Source organism: Paraburkholderia oxyphila NBRC 105797, assembly GCF_000685075.1.
Taxonomy (GTDB): Bacteria; Pseudomonadota; Gammaproteobacteria; order Burkholderiales; family Burkholderiaceae; genus Paraburkholderia; species Paraburkholderia oxyphila.
Window position 1 is genome coordinate 158,534 of sequence record NZ_BAYD01000011.1, and the last position, 17,934, is coordinate 176,467.

At 68.0% G+C, this 17,934-nt stretch carries 15 protein-coding genes; 6 read left to right on the top strand and 9 right to left on the bottom strand.

What is annotated here, in order from left to right; genetic code table 11:
- Window positions 1-23: 23 nt before the first annotated feature.
- The 3 genes from BO1_RS10505 to BO1_RS10515 are packed head-to-tail and all read right to left on the bottom strand — an operon-like array spanning window position 24 to window position 2,340.
- On the bottom strand, window positions 24-1,436 hold the full coding sequence (locus BO1_RS10505; protein WP_043284406.1) for an RNA polymerase sigma factor: 1,413 nt from the start codon (window positions 1,434-1,436) through the stop codon (window positions 24-26).
- Entirely contained in the window at window positions 1,436-1,858 is a 423-nt protein-coding gene (locus tag BO1_RS10510) for a VOC family protein (RefSeq protein WP_028217525.1), read from the bottom strand. Before BO1_RS10510 ends, BO1_RS10505 begins: the two co-directional genes overlap by 1 nt.
- Before the next feature lie 59 nt (window positions 1,859-1,917).
- Complete coding sequence (locus tag BO1_RS10515; RefSeq protein ID WP_028217526.1) at window positions 1,918-2,340, bottom strand: YciI family protein; 423 nt, start codon at window positions 2,338-2,340, stop codon at window positions 1,918-1,920.
- Between the two features lie 26 nt (window positions 2,341-2,366).
- On the opposite strand from BO1_RS10515, the gene BO1_RS58940 reads away from it, so the two are divergent.
- From BO1_RS58940 to BO1_RS10535, 5 genes are all read left to right on the top strand, one after another.
- Window positions 2,367-2,687 carry a hypothetical protein gene (locus BO1_RS58940; RefSeq protein ID WP_156992196.1) on the top strand — a complete coding sequence of 107 codons (321 nt, stop codon included), beginning with the start codon at window positions 2,367-2,369 and terminating at the stop codon, window positions 2,685-2,687.
- A gap of 56 nt (window positions 2,688-2,743) precedes the next feature.
- Complete coding sequence (locus tag BO1_RS10520) at window positions 2,744-3,994, top strand: ROK family transcriptional regulator (RefSeq protein ID WP_028217527.1); 1,251 nt, start codon at window positions 2,744-2,746, stop codon at window positions 3,992-3,994.
- On the top strand, window positions 3,981-5,534 hold the full coding sequence (locus BO1_RS10525) for a sugar ABC transporter ATP-binding protein (protein WP_028217528.1): 1,554 nt from the start codon (window positions 3,981-3,983) through the stop codon (window positions 5,532-5,534). The genes BO1_RS10520 and BO1_RS10525 overlap by 14 nt, the downstream gene beginning before the upstream one ends.
- 42 nt (window positions 5,535-5,576) lie before the next feature.
- Window positions 5,577-6,611: an ABC transporter permease subunit gene (locus tag BO1_RS10530; RefSeq protein ID WP_028217529.1), complete on the top strand. Its 1,035-nt coding sequence runs from the start codon at window positions 5,577-5,579 to the stop codon at window positions 6,609-6,611.
- A gap of 118 nt (window positions 6,612-6,729) precedes the next feature.
- Entirely contained in the window at window positions 6,730-7,683 is a 954-nt protein-coding gene (locus tag BO1_RS10535) for an ABC transporter substrate-binding protein (protein ID WP_028217530.1), read from the top strand.
- A 64-nt stretch (window positions 7,684-7,747) separates the two neighbouring features.
- On the opposite strand, the gene BO1_RS10540 is transcribed toward BO1_RS10535, so the two are convergent.
- The 3 genes from BO1_RS10540 to BO1_RS50505 all read right to left on the bottom strand — a co-directional run bounded on the left by BO1_RS10540 (window position 7,748) and on the right by BO1_RS50505 (window position 12,797).
- The gene (locus tag BO1_RS10540; RefSeq protein ID WP_028217531.1) at window positions 7,748-8,722 is read right to left on the bottom strand and encodes a sulfonate ABC transporter substrate-binding protein; all 975 of its coding nucleotides are present in this window, start codon (window positions 8,720-8,722) and stop codon (window positions 7,748-7,750) included.
- Window positions 8,723-8,873: 151 nt separating this feature from the next.
- Window positions 8,874-10,448: an EAL domain-containing protein gene (locus BO1_RS10545; protein ID WP_156992197.1), complete on the bottom strand. Its 1,575-nt coding sequence runs from the start codon at window positions 10,446-10,448 to the stop codon at window positions 8,874-8,876.
- A gap of 273 nt (window positions 10,449-10,721) precedes the next feature.
- Entirely contained in the window at window positions 10,722-12,797 is a 2,076-nt protein-coding gene (locus BO1_RS50505) for a sensor domain-containing diguanylate cyclase (RefSeq protein ID WP_245643759.1), read from the bottom strand.
- Between the two features lie 427 nt (window positions 12,798-13,224).
- On the opposite strand from BO1_RS50505, the gene BO1_RS61025 reads away from it, so the two are divergent.
- Complete coding sequence (locus BO1_RS61025; RefSeq protein ID WP_245643760.1) at window positions 13,225-15,099, top strand: trypsin-like peptidase domain-containing protein; 1,875 nt, start codon at window positions 13,225-13,227, stop codon at window positions 15,097-15,099.
- A 202-nt stretch (window positions 15,100-15,301) separates the two neighbouring features.
- Here BO1_RS61025 and BO1_RS10560 read toward each other — a convergent pair whose 3' ends face one another.
- The 3 genes from BO1_RS10560 to BO1_RS50510 are packed head-to-tail and all read right to left on the bottom strand — an operon-like array spanning window position 15,302 to window position 17,541.
- Window positions 15,302-16,162 (bottom strand): anti-sigma factor family protein, encoded by an 861-nt coding sequence (locus BO1_RS10560; protein ID WP_028217534.1) that lies wholly within the window; start codon window positions 16,160-16,162, stop codon window positions 15,302-15,304.
- Entirely contained in the window at window positions 16,159-16,677 is a 519-nt protein-coding gene (locus BO1_RS10565; RefSeq protein WP_028217535.1) for a sigma-70 family RNA polymerase sigma factor, read from the bottom strand. The genes BO1_RS10560 and BO1_RS10565 overlap by 4 nt, the downstream gene beginning before the upstream one ends.
- Window positions 16,678-16,707: 30 nt before the next feature.
- Window positions 16,708-17,541, bottom strand: a complete 834-nt coding sequence (locus tag BO1_RS50510) for an anti-sigma factor (protein WP_043284409.1) — start codon at window positions 17,539-17,541, stop codon at window positions 16,708-16,710.
- Window positions 17,542-17,934 lie beyond the last annotated feature (393 nt).

A 17,934-nucleotide genomic window follows, 5' to 3' on the forward strand; every position in this document is an offset into this window, starting at 1 on the left:
GTAGCGCGTCGCCAGCTTCGCGTTTACGCCGTTGCTGCCCGCGCGAGCAGCACCTCGCGGTCGCGCGCGTTCTGCGTGAGCGCGGCGGCGCGCTCGAACTCGGCGCGCGCCTCGCTCGCGCGGCCCAGCTTCGCCAGCAGATCGCCGCGCGTGGCGGGCAGCCAGGGATAGTGGCGCAGTGCGGGTTCCTCGCACAGCACGTCGACGATGGCGAGCGCCGCTTGCGGACCGTACGCCATGCCGACCGCCACCGCGCGGTTGAGCTGCACCACAGGAGAGGGATCGATGCGCAGCAGCGCGTCGTAGAGCGCGACGATGCGCGCCCAGTCGGTTGCCTGCGTGCTCGGCGCGCGCGCATGGCAGCCGGCGAGCGCGGCCTGCAACGCGTAGGGGCCGAGCGCGGCGGTGGCGTCGCGCTCCAGCGGTTGAGCACCCGGACGCGGCGCCGCTTCAGCCGCAGTGTGGGCACCCGATTGCGCCACCGTTTGAGGATCGGGTTGCGCCACAGCCAGCGCCGCGCAGTGCTCCGCACGCGCGAGTGCGGCGAAGCCGCGCCGGATCAGCAGCGCGTCCCAGCATGCACGGTTCTGATCGGCGAGCAGCACGGCGCGGCCTTGCCGGTCCACCCGTGCGGGCAAGCGGGACGCCTGCAGTTCCAGCAGCGCCGCGAGCCCATGCACTTCGGACTCCTCAGGCACCAGTTCGCCCAGCATACGGGCGAGGCGTAGCGCTTCTTCGCAGAGCGCCGGCCGCATCCAGTCCGCGCCCGCCGTGGCCGCGTAGCCCTCATTGAAGATCAGGTAGATGACTTCGAGCACCGAAGCGAGCCGCGCCGCGCGCGCCGCCTTGTCGGGCACCTCGAACGGCACCTTCGCTTGCGCGAGCGTGCGCTTCGCTCGCACGATGCGCTGCGCGACCGTGGCCTCGGAAACAAGAAACGCGCGCGCGATCTCGGCCGTGGTCAGGCCGCCCAGGAGGCGCAACGTGAGCGCCAGGCGGCCCTCGCGCGGCAGCACCGGATGACTGGCCACGAACAGGAGTCGCAGCAGGTCGTCGCCAATCTCGTCTTCGCGCGCGGCGTCCAGCGCCCCCACGAAGTCGGGCGCAAAATGCGCCTCGAGCGCTTCGAGGTCCGCGCCCAGCGCTTCGTGCGCGCGCGCATGCGACGCGGCCCGCCGCAGACGGTCGAGCGCGCGGTGCTTCGCGGCGGTCATGAGCCATGCTCCCGGGTTGGCGGGGATGCCGCTCGCGGGCCAGCTTTCGAGCGCCGCGACGAGCGCGTCCTGCGCGGCATCCTCGGCGAGGCCCACGTCGCCGAGCAAGCGCGCGGCGTGGGCGATCACCTTGGCGGATTCGATGCGCCAGACCGCGGCGATCGCGCGATGCGTCGCGGCCTGCCCGGCCGCGCCGTCTTGCTCGGGGCCCTCCTCGTGCATCACGCGCCGTGCGCCCCCTTCTCCACCGCCTCCGGCGACATCCACATCAACTCCCAGATGTGCCCGTCGGGGTCTTCGAAGCTGCGGCCGTACATGGCGTCGCCGCAGTCCATCGGCGGACGCTTCGAGCTGCCGCCCGCCGCCAGCGCCTTTTCCACCAGCGCGTTGACTTCGTCGCGCGACTCGCACGAGAGGCAGACGAGCACTTCGGTCTGCTCGCGCGCATCGACCAGCGCCTTGTCGGTGAACGTGCGCATGAAGTCGGTGGTGAGCAGCATCGCGAAGATGTTCTCGCCGATCACCATGCAAGCAGCCTGGTCATTGGTGAATTTGGGCTCGAACGTGAAGCCGACCTTGCCGAAGAAGTCCATCGAGCGCTTCAGGTCGCGCACGCCCAGATTGACGAAGATGTGCTTGTGCATGATCGTGTCCTTTATAAATTATTTCGGATTGCATGGTTTTTTTTGAATGACGGGATTGCTTACGTGGCATTGCGCCCGGTGTCGAGCTTGCGAAAGCGTTCGATGCCCTCGCACGGCGCGAAATCGTCGAGTTCGAAAAGCTGGCGCACTTCGATCTCGCCAAAGGCGTGCTTGCCGAACGGCGCCGGAAAGCGCCGCGCCCATTCGAGCGCTTCGTCGCGCGAGCGCACCTGGATCAGCGTGTAGCCGGCGATCAACTCCTTCGTCTCGGTGAACGGCCCGTCGACGATGGTGGGCTTGCCGTCGGTGTAGCGCACGCGAAAGCCGCGCGCGCTCGGCTGCAGGCCCGAGGCGTCGAGCAGCACGCCCGCCTTGGCCAGTTCCTCGTGGTAGGCGGCCATCTCGGCGAACATCTCCGGGTCGTCGGGGGTCTCGCCGGATTCGCTCATCGCGTTGGCGCGCACCATGATCATGAATCGCATTGCTTGCTCCTGGCTATGTGAGGTGAATGAAGCGGCATCGTTGCGATGCGCTCATGAACACGACGCGCAAGGCCCGCGGAAATCGACATCGCTCGACAGATTTTTTTCTGGCCCAGGGAAACTACCTGGCAACGTGCCTGTTGAGGACGCTCGCCCGCCCTTCGCGCAGGCGCCCGAAGTCCATCGGCGCGCCGTTGAAAGCAACCGAAAGCATAGCGCAGGAAAACGACACCCCCATCGAGCCTGGCCCCGCGCCGGCCACCCCGCGCCAGAGGCATGCCCGGCGCGTGCCGGGATTTCCCCAGGCTGACACGGGCCGTTTTCCGGCATTAAATAAATCAACTTGATTTATTTAGTCAGCCGCACCGTTGCACCGGGCTGCTGGCCTAACTGGAGGAGACACGTGAGAAGTCCGCATGTCGGTCAGGGCAGCAACTCGGCCAATGTCCGCCGCTTCAACGAGCGCCTGTTGCTGCAGGCGCTGCGGCGCGCCGGCGAGGCCTCGAAGGCCGATCTCGCCCGCCTTGCGAATCTCACCAGCACGGCCGTGGGCAGCATCATTACTTCGCTTACGGAGAATGGCCTGATCGAGATGAGCGGGCGGCGTCTGGACGGTGGACGCGGCCAGCCCGCCTCGCTCCTGCGCCTTTCGCCGCGCGGCGCGTTCGCGATCGGCGTGCGCCTCGACCGGACCAACATCGAAACCGTGCTCGTGGACTTCGCGGGCCATATGATCGAGCGCCGCTCGCACGACATGCTGCTGCCGCCGCCCGCCGCGGTGCAGGAAATCGTCCAGCAGGATATCCGCGAACTCTCAGGATTGCTCAGCAAGGCCGAGCGCAGCCGTCTCGCCGGCATTGGCGTGGCGCAGCCGTACAACCTCGACAGCTGGATGCGCGAGCTGGGCCTGCCCGCCGACGCGTTCCGCGCGTGGAGCGACGTCGATTTCGCGGGCGATCTGAGCCGTGCGATCGGGCTGCCCGTGTTCAGCGAAAACGACGGCAACGCCGCCGCCATTGCCGAGATTTTCTACGGCTGCGGCCGCCAGCGCGACGACTTCCTCTACCTCTTTCTCGGCCCGGCGATTGGCGGCGGCATCGCCATCGACGGCGATTGCGTGCGCGGCCTCACCGGCAACGCGGGCGACTTCGCCGTGATGCCCGTGCCGCCGAGCGCGCTGCCTTCGGCGCACAAGCCGGTGGCCAAGTGGGACATCCTGCTTTCGCGCGCCTCGCTCATCGCGCTGCGCCGCCATCTGCAGTACCACGGCGAGAAAGTGGAAAACCGCGCCGATATCGAAGCGTGCATCGCGCGCAGCCATCCGGCCGTCGAGGAATGGCTCGAGGACTGCATCGATGCGCTCGCGCCCGCATTGCGCTCCGCGCTGTGCGTGCTCGACGTGCCGGCCGTGGTGCTCGACGCCGACGTGGATGCGGGCCTCATCGACACGCTCATGCAGCGCCTGCGCGTGGCCGTGGCGGCCACCGCGCCCGAGGCGCGCGGCACGCCCACGCTGGTGCGCGGCACCTTCGGCCCCGACGCGGGTGCGCTCGGCGCCGCCACGCTGCCCATGTTCTACAACTTTTCGCCACGTGCGGGCATCCTGATGGGCGCCGGCGCACAAACGCAGGAGATGAGCCATGTCGCGCTCTGAATCGACGCCCCCGCTGCTGGAGATGCGGGGTATCAGCAAGACGTTTCCCGGCGTGCGCGCGCTCGACAAAGTGCGCCTCTCGGTCTGGCCCGGCGAGGTCCACTCGCTGATGGGCGAGAACGGCGCAGGCAAATCCACGCTCATGAAGATTCTCTCGGGCGCCTATCAGGCCGATCCCGGCGGCGAGATCCTGCTCGACGGCAAGACGGTCGTGATCGACGGCCCGCTCGCCGCGCGCGAGCTGGGCGTGGCGGTCATCTACCAGGAGCTGAGCCTCGCGCCGAATCTTTCCGTTGCCGAAAACATTTACGCCGGCCGTGAACTGCGCCGTGGCGGCGGCCGTTTCGGCACGGTCGACCGCGCCGCCATGGAGCGCGGCTGCGAAGACGTGCTCACGCGTCTGGGCGCCAGCTTTGGGCCCACGACGCTGGTAGGCTCGCTCTCGATCGCCGAGCGCCAGCTGGTGGAGATCGCACGCGCCGTGCATAGCGACGCCCGCATCATCGTGATGGACGAGCCCACCACGCCGCTCTCCTCGCGCGAGACAGAGCGCCTCTTCAAGCTCGTGCGCCAGCTGCGCGAGGACGGGCTCGCAATCATCTACATCAGCCACCGCATGGCCGAGATCTATGAGCTCTCCGACCGCGTCTCGGTTCTGCGCGACGGCAGCTATGTAGGCACGCTGATGCGCGACGAGCTCAGCGCGGAAAGCCTCGTGAGCATGATGGTGGGCCGCGATATTTCGGGCTTCTACAAGAAGGAACACGCGCCCTACGACCCGGGCAAGGTGGTGCTCACCGTGCGCGACGTGGCCGACCACAACCGCGTGCGCGGCTGCAGCCTCGACCTGCATTCGGGCGAAGTGCTGGGCATCGCGGGCCTCGTGGGCGCGGGCCGCACCGAGCTTGCGCGCCTCATTTTCGGCGCGGAGCCGCGTGCGCGTGGCGATATCGCCATCGATGGCCGCACGCTCACCGTACACGGGCCGCGCGACGCCATCGAGGCGGGCCTCGTCTATCTGACCGAGGACCGCAAGCACCAGGGCCTCTTTCTCGACATGAGCGTGCGCGACAACATCAACGTGGCCGTGGCCGGACGTGACGCGCGCTTCGGCGTGCTCGACCTCGCGCGCGGCTCTTCGCGCGCGAAGGATTCCATCCGCGCGCTCTCGATTCGCGTGCCCAGCCCCCGCGTGAACGTGGGCGCGCTCTCGGGCGGCAATCAGCAGAAGGTGCTGCTCTCGCGCCTGCTGGAAACGAAGCCGCGCGTGCTGATCCTCGACGAGCCGACGCGCGGCGTGGACATCGGCGCGAAGTCGGAGATCTACCGCATCATCAACGATCTCGCCAAAACCGGCGTGGGCATCATCGTGATTTCGAGCGAGCTGCCCGAGATCATCGGCGTGGCCGACCGCGTGCTCGTCATGCGCGAAGGCGTGTTCGCCGGAGAGCTGGGCGGCTACACCGGCAAGCCCATCACCCAGGAAGCCATCATCGAACTCGCCACCGGCTCGCAAGGCGCGCTGGACGAGGCCGCCTGATTCTGACGCACCCGACGAAGAGATATTGAGGAGCACGACATCATGAAGCACATTCTCCCCCGCCATGGCGTTGCAGCGTCGCCCGCGCAAGCGGCCCAGGCCACTCGCAGCAGCGCTGTCGACGGTCACCGCGCACGCATGAAATCGCTCATGCGCACGGCAGGCATGCTGCCCGTGCTCGTGCTGCTGTGCATCGGCTTCGGTTTCCTGACCGACGGCTTCGCCACGCTGCAGAACCTCTCGATCGTCACGCAGCAGGCCTCGATCAACATCGTGCTCGCCGCCGGCATGACCTTCGTGATTCTCACGGGCGGCATCGACCTCTCGGTGGGCTCGATACTCGCCGCCTCGGCGGTCGCGGCCATGCTCTGCTCGACCATCGCGGGCTGGGGCTGGCTCGGCATTCCCGCCGCGCTCGGCGTGGGCCTCGGCTTCGGCCTCATCAACGGCGCGCTGATCTCGGTCCTGCGCCTGCCCCCCTTCATCGTCACGCTGGGCTCGCTCACTGCCGTGCGCGGCATCGCTCGCCTGATGGGCCACGACACCACCATCTTCAACCCGCAACTGTCGTTCGCCTTCATCGGCAACGGCGCGGTGTTCGGCGTGCCCTGGCTCGTCATCATCGCGCTCGTGGTGGTGGCCGTCTCGTGGTTCGTGCTGCGCCGCACGGTGCTCGGCCTGCATATCTACTCGGTGGGCGGCAACCCCGAAGCGGCACGCCTCTCGGGCATCAAGGTCCGCGGCATCGAGCTGTTCGTCTACGCGGTCTCGGGCCTGCTCGCCGGCCTCGGCGCGGTGATGTCGGCCGCCCGCCTCTACGCCGCCAACGGCCTGCAGCTCGGCCAGTCGTATGAACTCGACGCCATCGCCGCGGTGATCCTGGGCGGCACGAGCTTCGTGGGCGGCGTGGGCTCGATCGTCGGCACGCTGATCGGCGCGCTCATCATCGCGGTGCTCTCGAACGGCCTCGTGCTGCTCGGCGTCTCGGACATCTGGCAATACATCATCAAGGGCCTCGTGATCGTCGGCGCCGTGGCGCTCGACCGCTATCGCCAGCGCGGCTCGGCCCGTACCTGATACCGCTCACGGGCCCGCGCCCGGCACCAGAAACTTCCTGCCTGAAAGCGGGCGCAGACGGTCCTCCTGCACCCGCACTGCACGACACACACAACTGGACCCCTCTGGAGACATACTCATGTTCAAGAAAAAGGCTGCATTCGCGGTTCGCGCCGCTGCCGCGCTCACACTCGGCTTCGCCCTGCAAGGCGCGCACGCCGCCGACAAGCAACTGAAGTCGATCGGCATCACCGTGGGCTCACTCGGCAATCCTTACTTCGTGACCATCGTGCAGGGCGCTGAGGCAAAGGCCAAGCAGCTCAACCCGAACGCGAAAGTCACGGCCGTGTCCGCCGACTACGACCTGAACAAGCAGTTCACGCAGATCGACAACTTCATCTCGGCCCACGTCGACATGATCCTGCTGAACGCCTCCGACCCCAAGGCGATCGAGCCGGCCGTGCGCAAGGCCCGCGCCGCGGGCATCGTGGTGGTGGCCGTGGACGTGGCGGCCGCGGGCGCCAACGCCACCGTGCAGACCGACAACGTTAAGGCCGGCCAGATCTCGTGCGAGTACCTCTCGAAGAAGATCAACGGCAAGGGTAATGTGATCATCGAGAACGGCCCGCAGGTCTCGGCCGTGATCGACCGCGTGAACGGCTGCAAGCAGGTGCTCGCGAAGTCGCCCGGCATCAAGATCCTCTCCGACGACCAGGACGGCAAAGGCTCGCGCGAAGGCGGCATGAACGCGATGCAGGGCTATCTGACGCGCTTCCCGCAAGTTGCCGGCGTGTTCACGATCAACGACCCGCAGGCCGTGGGCAGCGACCTGGCCGCGAAGCAGCTGCATCGCAGCAACATCGTGATCACCTCGGTGGACGGCGCGCCCGATATCGAAACGGCGCTGAAGAGCGACACGATGGTCCAGGCTTCGGCGAGCCAGGATCCGTGGAAGATGGCACAGACGGCCGTGCAAGTGGGCTACGACATCATGAATGGCAAGAATCCCGCCAATCCGATGATCGAGATGACGCCCCAGCTCATCACGCGTGACAACGTCGGCGGCTACAAGGGTTGGTCGTCGCCGCACTGAGCGGCTTTAACTCCCCCGGCTACTCATGTTTGAGGCGGGCGGCTGCGACAGCCGCCCGCTTTTTTTAAGCCAGCACCGCATCCTTCGTCACGACCTTGCGCGGAATGATCTTGAGGTCGTAGAACGTATCGGCGATCTTCTGCTGGTCCGCGAGCACGGCCGCGTCGATAGGCCGGTATTCGTGCGCATAGTGCTTGAGCCCGGTCTCGATAATCGCGGCGTCCAGACCTTGAATGGGCGCGAGTTGCGCGGCCGCGGCCGCCGTGTTCTGGCGCACCCATTGTCCCGTCTTGCCGAGCTCGTCGAGTGCAATCGCGATCACCTCGCCGCGCTTTTGCGCGAACTCGCGCTGGCTCAGGAAGAACTGGTGATGGCTCGCGACGCCGCTGGCATCCGCGACGAGGCGCGCGCCATCCTGCGCCTGAACGGCGGCCAGAAACGGATCCCAGATCGCCCATGCGTCGATGGCGCTGCTTTGCAGCGCCGCGCGAGCGTCGGCGGGCGCGAGCCAGACGGTCTGCACGTCGTGCATGCCAAGGCCGTGCTGCTGCAGCAGCGCGACGAGGAACCAGTGCACGTCCGAGCCGCGGTTCAGGCCGATTTTCTTGCCCTTCAAGTCGGCCACCGACCGGATCGGCGACTGCTTCGCGACGACCACGCCTTCCGCATGCGGCGTGGGCAGCTCATAGGCGCTATAGACGAAATCCGCACCCGCTGCCTGCGCGAACACCGGCGGCGCTTCGCCCACATAGCCGAAGTCGATCGCGCCCACATTCAAGCCCTCGAGCAGCTGCGGCCCGGCAGGAAACTCGTTCCACGTCACCTTGATGCCTTGTGGCGCGAGGCGCTTCTCGAGCGCGCCGTTGGCCTTGAGCAGCACGAGCGTGCTCGCGGCCTTCTGGTAGCCAATGCGGAACTGGTCGGGCTGAAATTTCGCCCAGGCGGGCAGCGCCGCGCCGGCCAGCGCGGCGCCTAGCGCGACAAGCACGGCGCGGCGGCGCTCGCGGTGGTTCGATGGGGTCGTCTTTTCGCGGGTCATGGTGGATGCGTAGCGTGAAGTTTTCGCGCGCGATGGAAAAAAGTGCGCTGCGTGCATGCAAAAAATGCTACCTGTCACGCCGTGCGAGCAGAAGTAACGAATCGCGCTAAGCAAATCACGCCGCTGGGATAGCGTTTCCGGCGCTCGTGCGTCAGTGCCCCGGCATCACCGCCGGATCGGCGGACACCTCGCTGCCGGCGCCGCTGTACCAGCGGCTGAAGACGTCGGACGGCATCGGCTTCGCGTAAAGGAAGCCCTGAATGTAGTGCGTGCCGCGTGCGCGCAGATAATCGAACTGCGCCTGCGAGGCCACGCCCTCGGCCACGAGGCGCGCGCCCAGGCTGTGCGCAAGGCCAATGATTGCATCGAGCACGACGGCGCTGCGCCCTTCGGCATCGATCGTCAGCACGAAACCCCGGTCGATCTTCAGGATGTCGAAGGGAAATTTCTCGAGATACGAGAGCGCGCAGAAACCCGTGCCGAAATCGTCGATCGCCACCTGCACGCCCTCGGCGCGCAATGCCTCCAGATTGCGCCGCGCCTGCTCGGTGTTGCGCATGATCGAGCGCTCGGTGATCTCCAGCACCGTCTGGATCCGGCGTCCCGCGATCGTCCCCAGGAAGCGCCGCACGTCGGGGAGCAGATCCGCGCCCGAGAGATGCTCCGGCGCAAAGTTGATGCCCAGGTGAAAGCCCGGCCGCGTGCCCCACAACATCACGTCGCGCGCGATCAGCTTCAGCAGATGCTGCGTGAGCGGCACGATCACCCCGTCCTCTTCGGCGCCGGGAATGAACTCGTCGGGACGCACCGCGCCAATGCCCGGCCGGACCCAGCGCAGCAGCGCCTCCGCCCCTTCGCAGCGCCCCGACTCGACGCCAAAGAGCGGTTGATACTCAACATGGAATTCACCCGCGCGGATCGCGCGCAGAAGTTGCTCGCGGCGCGACTGGCGGTTGCGCTGCGCGCGGTGCACGAGCCACGCGAGCAGCCCCGAGAACGCCACCACCCACGGCATGTAGCGCAGCAGCAGCGCGCCCCATTCCCTGTTCAGGTACGCGGGCTCGCCGTAGAGGCGCAGGTCGATCACGCTGCTGGCGAACAGCTTGCGCGTGTCGGCGACAAGCGGGCTGGAGGCCGCCGCCGTATCGGCGCTCGGCTCGCGCAGCGAGGTGCCGGTGCCCACGCGCAGCTCAGCCTGGCGATAGGCGGAAAGCGGCGCGGCCGCGTGCAGCAGGTCGAGCAGATATTGCGAGTCGACCACGGCGACGACGGCGCGCGCACCGGGCGCCCGCACCCCCACCAGCAGCGCCGGGCGATCGGTCACCATCGGCGTGCGCGGCACGATCGCGAGCCAGTCGCCGCGCGGCATGCGTCCATCGCCGGTCATGAAGACGTGCGCCGCGATCGACTGCTGGCCGAGCGCCGAGGAGCAGGAGAGACGGTCGCCGTCGACGATATTGAGCGTGCGGATATAGGGTTCCGTGGCCGTAGCGAGCGTGAGCACGGCCGCCAACTTCGAGCACGGCTCGGCCGCGCGCGGCACGACGCCCTGTGCCACATTGCGTGCGCGCGCGGCAATCGCCACTACCTGATCGACGACGAAGTTCGAGGCCAGCTCGGCCTCGCTGCGTACGAGGCGCACCGCTTCGTAACGCGTGAACGCCACGCACAGCAGCACCGGCAGCGCCGCTGCGAGCACCATCACCCCCACCTGCGAGGCGCGCACCCAAATGCGCCTCGCGCGGGACTGCGCGCTGGGCTGCAATTTCGGCGACGCCCTGGAATCGAACTCCGGCAAATGCGCCTCCCTGCCACCAGGCGGCGGCGTCCGGCGACACCCTTGGAAAGCATGCGCCGCGAACGCGGCGAACACGGCAAACGGCGCTGGGCCACCGGCGCACGAAAAGTATCGGCCTGCGGGAACGTTACACCAAGGGCCAGAATGAAGAGCTGACCGTGCCGTGCACGGACGCCGCCCGCTCGCCTGGAGCGGCGCGACTCAGGCGCACTCGATGCGGTTGCGCCCGTCTTTCTTCGCGCGATAAAGCGCGACGTCGCTGCGCGAGAGCGCGGCTTCGGCGCTCGGATCGCCAGCGTGCATCTGCGTGACGCCGATGCTGACCGTGAGCGCCACCGTGCCGGCCCCGCACTCGAGCGGCTCGCGGGCGATGCGGTCCTGGATGCGCCGCGCGATCGCGCACGCGCCATCGAGATCGGCGCCGTCCAGCAAGACCGCGAACTCCTCGCCGCCGATGCGGCCGGCCACGTCGCCCGCGCGCACATGCGTGCGCAGGACCCTGGCGAAATGGCGCAAGGCTTCGTCGCCTACTGCGTGACCGAAGCGGTCGTTGATCGACTTGAAATGATCGAGGTCGCACATGAGCACGGCCACGCTCGCCCTGCCCGCGCGGCGCAACAGCGCGTGCCGCGCGTCGAGCCGCGCCATGAAGTGGCGCCGGTTCGAGAGGCCCGTGAGGCCGTCGGTCGTGGCGAATTCGTGCAGCTCGGCCTCGATGCGCTTGCGCTCCGTGACATCGGTGATGAAGCCGTGCCAGACGATGGTGCCGTCGGCATGGCGCTGCGGCTTCGCATCGCCCTGCCGCCAGCGCAGCCCCTGGCGCGGCAGGCACACGCGGTATTCGAGGTGCCACGGCGAGAGCGTGGCCGCCGAGGCCGCGAACGAGGCGCGCCAGGCGTCGAGATCGTCGGCGTGGATGAGCGCCTCGATCGCGCGCGTGTGCGCCGCGACGTGCACCGGCGCGAGCTCGTAGATCTCCGCAATGCCCGCGCTCGCGTAAGGTATGCACATGTGGCCGTCCGGCGTGCGGCGGCACTGAAACACGAGGCCCGGCACCTCGTTCGTGAGATTGGTGACGAGGCTGGCCGACTCGCGCAGGCGCTCGGCCATCTCGTGCATCGACGTCACATCGGTCGTGGTGCCGATCATGCGCAGCGCCTGGCCCTCCCCGTCGCGCGCGGTGACCTTGCCGCGGCTGCAGATCCATTTGTAGCTGCCGTCCTTGCAGCGGATGCGGTGCTCCACTTCGTACTGGTCGGTGCGGCCTTCGAAGTGGGCCTGCATCGTCGCCTTCACGTAGTCGACATCGTCGGGATGCAGGCGCCGGTAGCTGTCTTCGATGCGGTTGGTCACCTCGTCGTCGGCATAGCCGAGCATCGCCTTCCAGCCCGTGGAATAGCGGATCTCCCCGCTGGCCACATCGCGGTCCCAGATGCCCGTGCCGCTGCCCGCGATGGCGAGCGCGAGGAGATGCTCGCGGGCGCGCAGCGCTTCGATCTCTCCATGCAGCCCGGCTTCGGCGGCAGGCGCTGCGGCGCTCGCGCCATGGGCGGCTGCGTGCGCGCCCTGCGCTTCGATGATCGTTTCCTGCGCCGCCAGTGCCGCGATCACGCGCGTGAAGTCGTCGAGGCTCGCACGATCCGTGAGTGAAAGCTCGCGCGGCGCATGGTCGAGCAGGCACAGACTGCCCAAGTGATCGCCATGCGCCCCGCGCAGCGGCCAGGCGGCGACGAAGCGCAACGGCAGCGCGCTCGCCCGGGACAGGCACGCCTGCCATGCGGGGTCCGTCCCGAGATCGCTGATGATCAACGGCTCACCCGCGTTGGCGATGTCGTGGGGCGCCAGCGTGCCGTTCGTGCCGATCGTCCGCTGTGCGCGCCGGATTTCGAACAGTGCCTCGCGCAGCGGCGCCGCAACGCTCGATGTGGCGACGCCCGTCCCCTCCGCGCCGACGCCCGTCCCCTCCGCGCCGACGCCCGCCCCCTCCGCGCCGGCGCCGGGCCATCCCGGTGCGCCCGCCGCCGCATCGCCGGGCAGCACACATGCAGCCGCCACGCCGAAATGCCCGGCGACGAGGCGCATCAACGCATCCAGCAGGGAATCGAGACCGCTCACGGCGCACGCCCCGGCGGCTGGCTCGGCGAGCGCGTGGTCGTTGCCGGGCGCGTCACAGGCTGGCGCTGTGGGCGGGACGATCGCGGGTTCGTCGGCAGGCTGGGGAACGGGCATGGCGCGCGCGGTGACAAGGAAGTCGAGCGCCCAGTATACAGTGCGCATTTTTCACCCGGCCGGCGCGCGGCGGATCGAGCCGGGCTGAGCGCCAGCATTCGTTGCAGACGCATCAGAACGCGCTGCGTCGACGGCGGAGCCTGACGGCGTCCAAAGCCGCGCAATGCCTGTCACGAGTCTTCCGGGCGATCGCTGTCCACGCTTGCGCGACCCGCGGTTTCCCCCCCTTCAAATCGGCCTGATCCTTCATCAAATAGTCATGCCGCGAAGCGCTGGAAAAGCACGCGATGAGCGGTAAAAAACGCAGTCAAAAAGCAGTCCTGAACCCGACGCCAGCCTTTCCGTTCGCTACCGGACAAACCCTCCCCCCCACTCTGCGCGCCGTGTGACTACACTATTTTTGACGGCGTCCGCTTGCATCACAAATGCATCCCGGTCTGCGCCCGTCAGCACGATTGCCACTGGGAGGTGTGCTGTGCTCCGCCTGATTTTCGCCCGCACCTCGCGCCCCGCGGCCGCGCTCACGCTGGCGCTCGCCAGCACTTTTTGCCCTCCGGCTAACGCGGCAACACCGGTCCCGCCGCCCACCGGAGCGAAGGCCAGCACCCCTGCCGCAGACAAGCCCGCTACGGCGAGTGCCGCCGCGCCCGACGCCTCCCTCCGCGCGAGCGTCACGCCCGCAGCCATGGCGACACCGGACTTCTTCTCGCTCGCCGAGCGCTACGGTCCCGCAGTCGTGCACGTGATCGCGCGCGGTACCGACGATCAGACCGCGCCGCCCGAGCAGGAAGCCATCGATGCCACGGACCCGTTCTTCGCGTTCTTCAAGCGCGCGCCGCAGCCGCCCGCCGACGGCCAGCCCGGCGCCCCGCGCGCGATGACGGGCGCGGGCTCCGGCTTCATCGTCAGCCGCAATGGCATCGTGCTCACCACGGCGCACGTCGTGGACAACGCCGATGAAGTGACCGTGCTGCTGACCGACAAGCGCGAGTTCAAGGCTCAGGTGGTCGCCGTCGATCCGCAAAGCGACGTGGCCGTGCTGCAGATCGCCAATGCGCACAATCTGCCGTTCGTGAAGCTCGGCGATTCGTCGAAGGTGCGCGCCGGCGAACCGGTGCTGTCGATCGGCTCGCCCGACAGCTTCCAGAACACCGTGACGACGGGCATCGTCAGCGCCACCTCGCGCACGCTGCCCAACGGCAACGCGTTCCCGTTCCTGCAGACCGATGTGGCGGTCAACCCCGATAACTCCGGCGGACCCGTGTTCAATCGCGCGGGCGAAGTGATCGGCATCGACGTGCAGCTCTACGCCGACAGCGGCCACTACGAGGGCCTGACGTTTGCGATTCCGATCGAAGCGGCGAACCAGTTCCGCGCGCAGCTGCAGGCGGCGCTCAAGGCGGCGCCCGCTGCCGCGGCCCCGGCCACTGCCGACCCCGCTGCCCCCGCCGACGCAGGCAGCGGCGGCACTGCGCGCACGACCCACACCTTCGGCATGCAAGTCGAGGACGTGAGCCCGGGGATCGCGGCGGCGCTCGGCTTGCCGAGCGCGAGCGGCGCGCTCGTCGACACCGTCGATCCGGGCTCGCCGGCCGCCGCTGCGGGCGTGAATGCCGGCGACGTCATCATTCGGGTGGGCGACAAGCCGGTCGACGGGGCCGCGGCGCTCGCCGAACAGCTCGCGGCCGTGCCGCCCGCCACGAAAGCCTCGCTCGGGGTGATCCGTAACCGGCAGCCGGCGCAGGCGGGCTTCAAGAACGCCGCCGTCGATCCGAAGTCGGCGCAAGCGAAGCGGGTGAGGAAGGCGGTGCCGCCGGCACCGGCAACACAAGCCGCGCAGGCAGCGCAGCCGGCACAAGCCGCGCAAGCGACACCAGCGGCGCAGCCGGCCCAGGCAGCGCAGCTTGCCGAAGCCACCGACGCGCCGGCCGTGACACCCGTGGCAGCCGTGCCTGCAGTGACAGCCGTCGCCGCCACGCCGGCGGCGGCCGACGCGACGACTGTAAACGACGTCAGGGCCGTGAAAGCCGTGATGACGGACGCGAGCACCCAACCCGCCACGGCCACGGCGCCGAGCCACGCCGCGGATCGGCTCGGCCTCGTCATGCACGCCCTGACCGAGGACGAAAAGCGCTCGACCGGGCTTCCACTAGGGCTGATGGTGGACGACTCGATCGGCCCCGCCGCGAAAGCGGGCGTGCGGCCCGGCGACGTCGTGCTGACGCTCGACGAGACGCTGGTCGAAACGCAGGACCAGGCCGCCGCCCTCGAGGCAAAGGCGACGAAGAGCATGGAAGTGCTGATCCAGCGAAACCATGCGCGCAGCTTCGTTGCGGTCAAGCTCAGGTGAGGATGCGGCGCGCGATGTCCTGGGTTCCCGATCGCTACATGAGGATACAAAGCCGCGCGGAATAACTCCTGTCCACGGCGTGTTCGTGTCTATGTCGGCAGCGTTGAATCGAACGATTCGATTGCAGCCGCGAGACCCATCCACACGATCAGGAATTCGAAATGTCTGGCCGGTGAGCTTCTGCAACATCTACGCCGCACGCTCAGCGCGGCGTCAATTGCGCATACACATCATGGGCGAGCTGCAATAGCACCTTGCGATCGATACCACCCGAAAGCGCATAGCCAAAGTCGCCATCGATCCAGTAGAACACGTTCACGGGACCGTCCTGATAGAGCTTGAACGCAGTCGTATTGCTGCTTGCCTTGCGGTGCGAGATGCACAACGTCACGCGTTCGCCCTGCGCGTTGTGATACATGAACTGCGCGACATCGCCGTCGGCGCCCGGCAGCAAACGCCCGCCCGAGAGCTCGAAGCCGCTCTTCTCCAGCATCGGCGCATGCACGTTGGTGCCGAGCCGGTTCGCGAGCCACTGCACAAAATCCTGTTCCTGGCGCGCGCCCATCGAATCCGGCCGCTCCACCTCGGGCATGTAGACCACGTGCGCGAGCGCAGCCTCGTGCACGAAGTTCATGGTCGAGTCCGCGCTGACCGTATGCAGTTCCGCATGCGGGTCGCCACGGCCCGCTGCGCCGCCCAGCACGTCCGCGCCATAGTGCGTGCCCCAGCCGATGCCCACGCCCAGCACCAGTGCCGCCGCGAGGCCCGCGAACTTCGGCCAGTTTGCCGCTTCACGCGCGTGGCGCCTGGCCGGCCCGGCGGATGCGGCATGCGCCGCGCCTGCGGACTCGACGCGCAGACGCGCGGGCACCGGTTCGCTCAGCACACGGTCGTAACGCTCGTGCAGCAGATTGTTGAGCGCGAAGAAGTCGCTCGCGCGCGCCGCAAGCTCCGGATTGCGTTCGAGCTCGCGCTCGACGTCGGCGCGGCGTGCTTGCGCCAGCGTGCCGTCCACGTAGGCGTGGATTTCCTCTTCGGTCACGGGATTATGTTGGTCGCTCATCGCACCACCTTCAAATTCGCTCGCGGGACGGAACCGGCCATGAGCGCGCGCAGGCGCTCACGTCCCCTCGAAAGCCGCGACATCACCGTACCGATGGGGATGTCGAGCGCCAGCGCCACGTCGGCGTAACTCATTTCCTCCAACCCAACCAACAGCACCACCTCGCGCTGCTCGTCCGGCAGCCGCTGCAGCGCAAAGTCGAGATCGCGCACCTCGAGCGTGCCGGTCTGGGACGCAGGCACCGCGTAGTCGGTCTCGGGCACGCTCTCGTCGTCCACGCTCACGTGCGTGCCACGCGACGCCGACTTGCGCACCTGATTCACGAACAGGTTGTGCATGATCGTGAAGAGCCACGCGCGCAGGTCCGTGCCCGCGCGAAACAGCGCCGTGCGCCCGAGCGCGCGCTCGAGCGTGTCCTGCACGAGATCGTCGGCGAGCTCGCGGTTGTTGATCAGCGCGCGGGCGTAACGCCTCAGGCGCGGCACGTGTTCTATCAGCTCGTCACGGATGTCCATGTTGCATCCTCGCCGTCCTCATTTGAGCACTCATCGTGGGAGCGCCTCATTCGCGACCGCTGCGTCGCGGGCCGGCTGCTCCTGCGTGGCGAGGTCCGCCGCGCGCATCAGGCCGCGCGTCTGCGCATCGCCGGCCAGCACCCAGCGCTCGCCATGCCCCGTCCACCCAAGCAAGCGCAGATTGCCGACGCGCCGGGCGCTCCATTGTGGCTCGGCATGCGCGAACCAGGCGCGCGAGGCGAGCAGCACAACCGGCCGACCTTCACCGCTTTCGTAGATCCACCGGCCGGCCCGCGCGAAAAGCCCGAGCTCGACCGTGCCGGAGGCCACGAGCCGCAAGCCCGCCGGCGCGAGGTCGAACGGCGCCGGGACGCTGGCCGGCGGAACCGGCACGAGCGAATCGGCGAGCGGCGCGCCGGGCGAATCCTGCGCGGACGCCGTTGCGTCGGGAGCGTTGCCGGTCTCCATGAGCGCCATCACCGCCGCGTCGTTCAGAACCTGGGCACTGGGCTCGGAAACGGCAAGCCACGCCAGCGCCGCGCCGGCCACCAGGCAGGCGAGCGCAAGCGCGACAGCCCGGTGGCGGGCGACGCCACCAGCCGCGGCCCTGCGCCGACGCGCCGGCGCGGGCCGCCGCGTTCCGGACAGCACTTCGGGGGCGTGCTCATGCTCAGCTTCACCGAATGAGTGACGAAGCTGGGCATTGAGCCGCCGGTAGAACAGGATCCGATGCCATTCACCGGGACGCGTCGCCAGATAGTGGCGCACACGCGCGATCCGGTCATGCGCCAGCGAACCGTCTGTGTAGGCGTGGATGTCGCCTTCGGATACCGGCCGCTCGTCGTGCAGCCTCTGCAAAGCCATGATATGCCGCCGCGTTGGGTGGAGACGATGGACTAACACGCGCGCCTGGGCGCTTATTCCGCGCGGGGCGCAATTTTATGGGGCGCGGGGGGCTAGTTGCGATCGCGGTGCTGGGTAGGTGGGCGCGCCATTGAGCCGACGCTCTCATCACGACACATCGCTTTGCAGCGGCTGGCCTTTGCCGGATATCAGTCAGAGGCGTATTTTTCGCAATTTTATGCATTTTGAATCAGTGGCTCGCTGTATTTCGGAATTTTCTCCTGTTCAGGCTAATGCACACTCTTTCAGGATAGATAGCTGCGGGTGGTGAGGCTTGCCGCCCTCGCATCGCAGACTCTCTCTTCGGAAGGAAGCGGCATATGAAGGACGCAGTGACAGGGCGTGAAGTTGCCC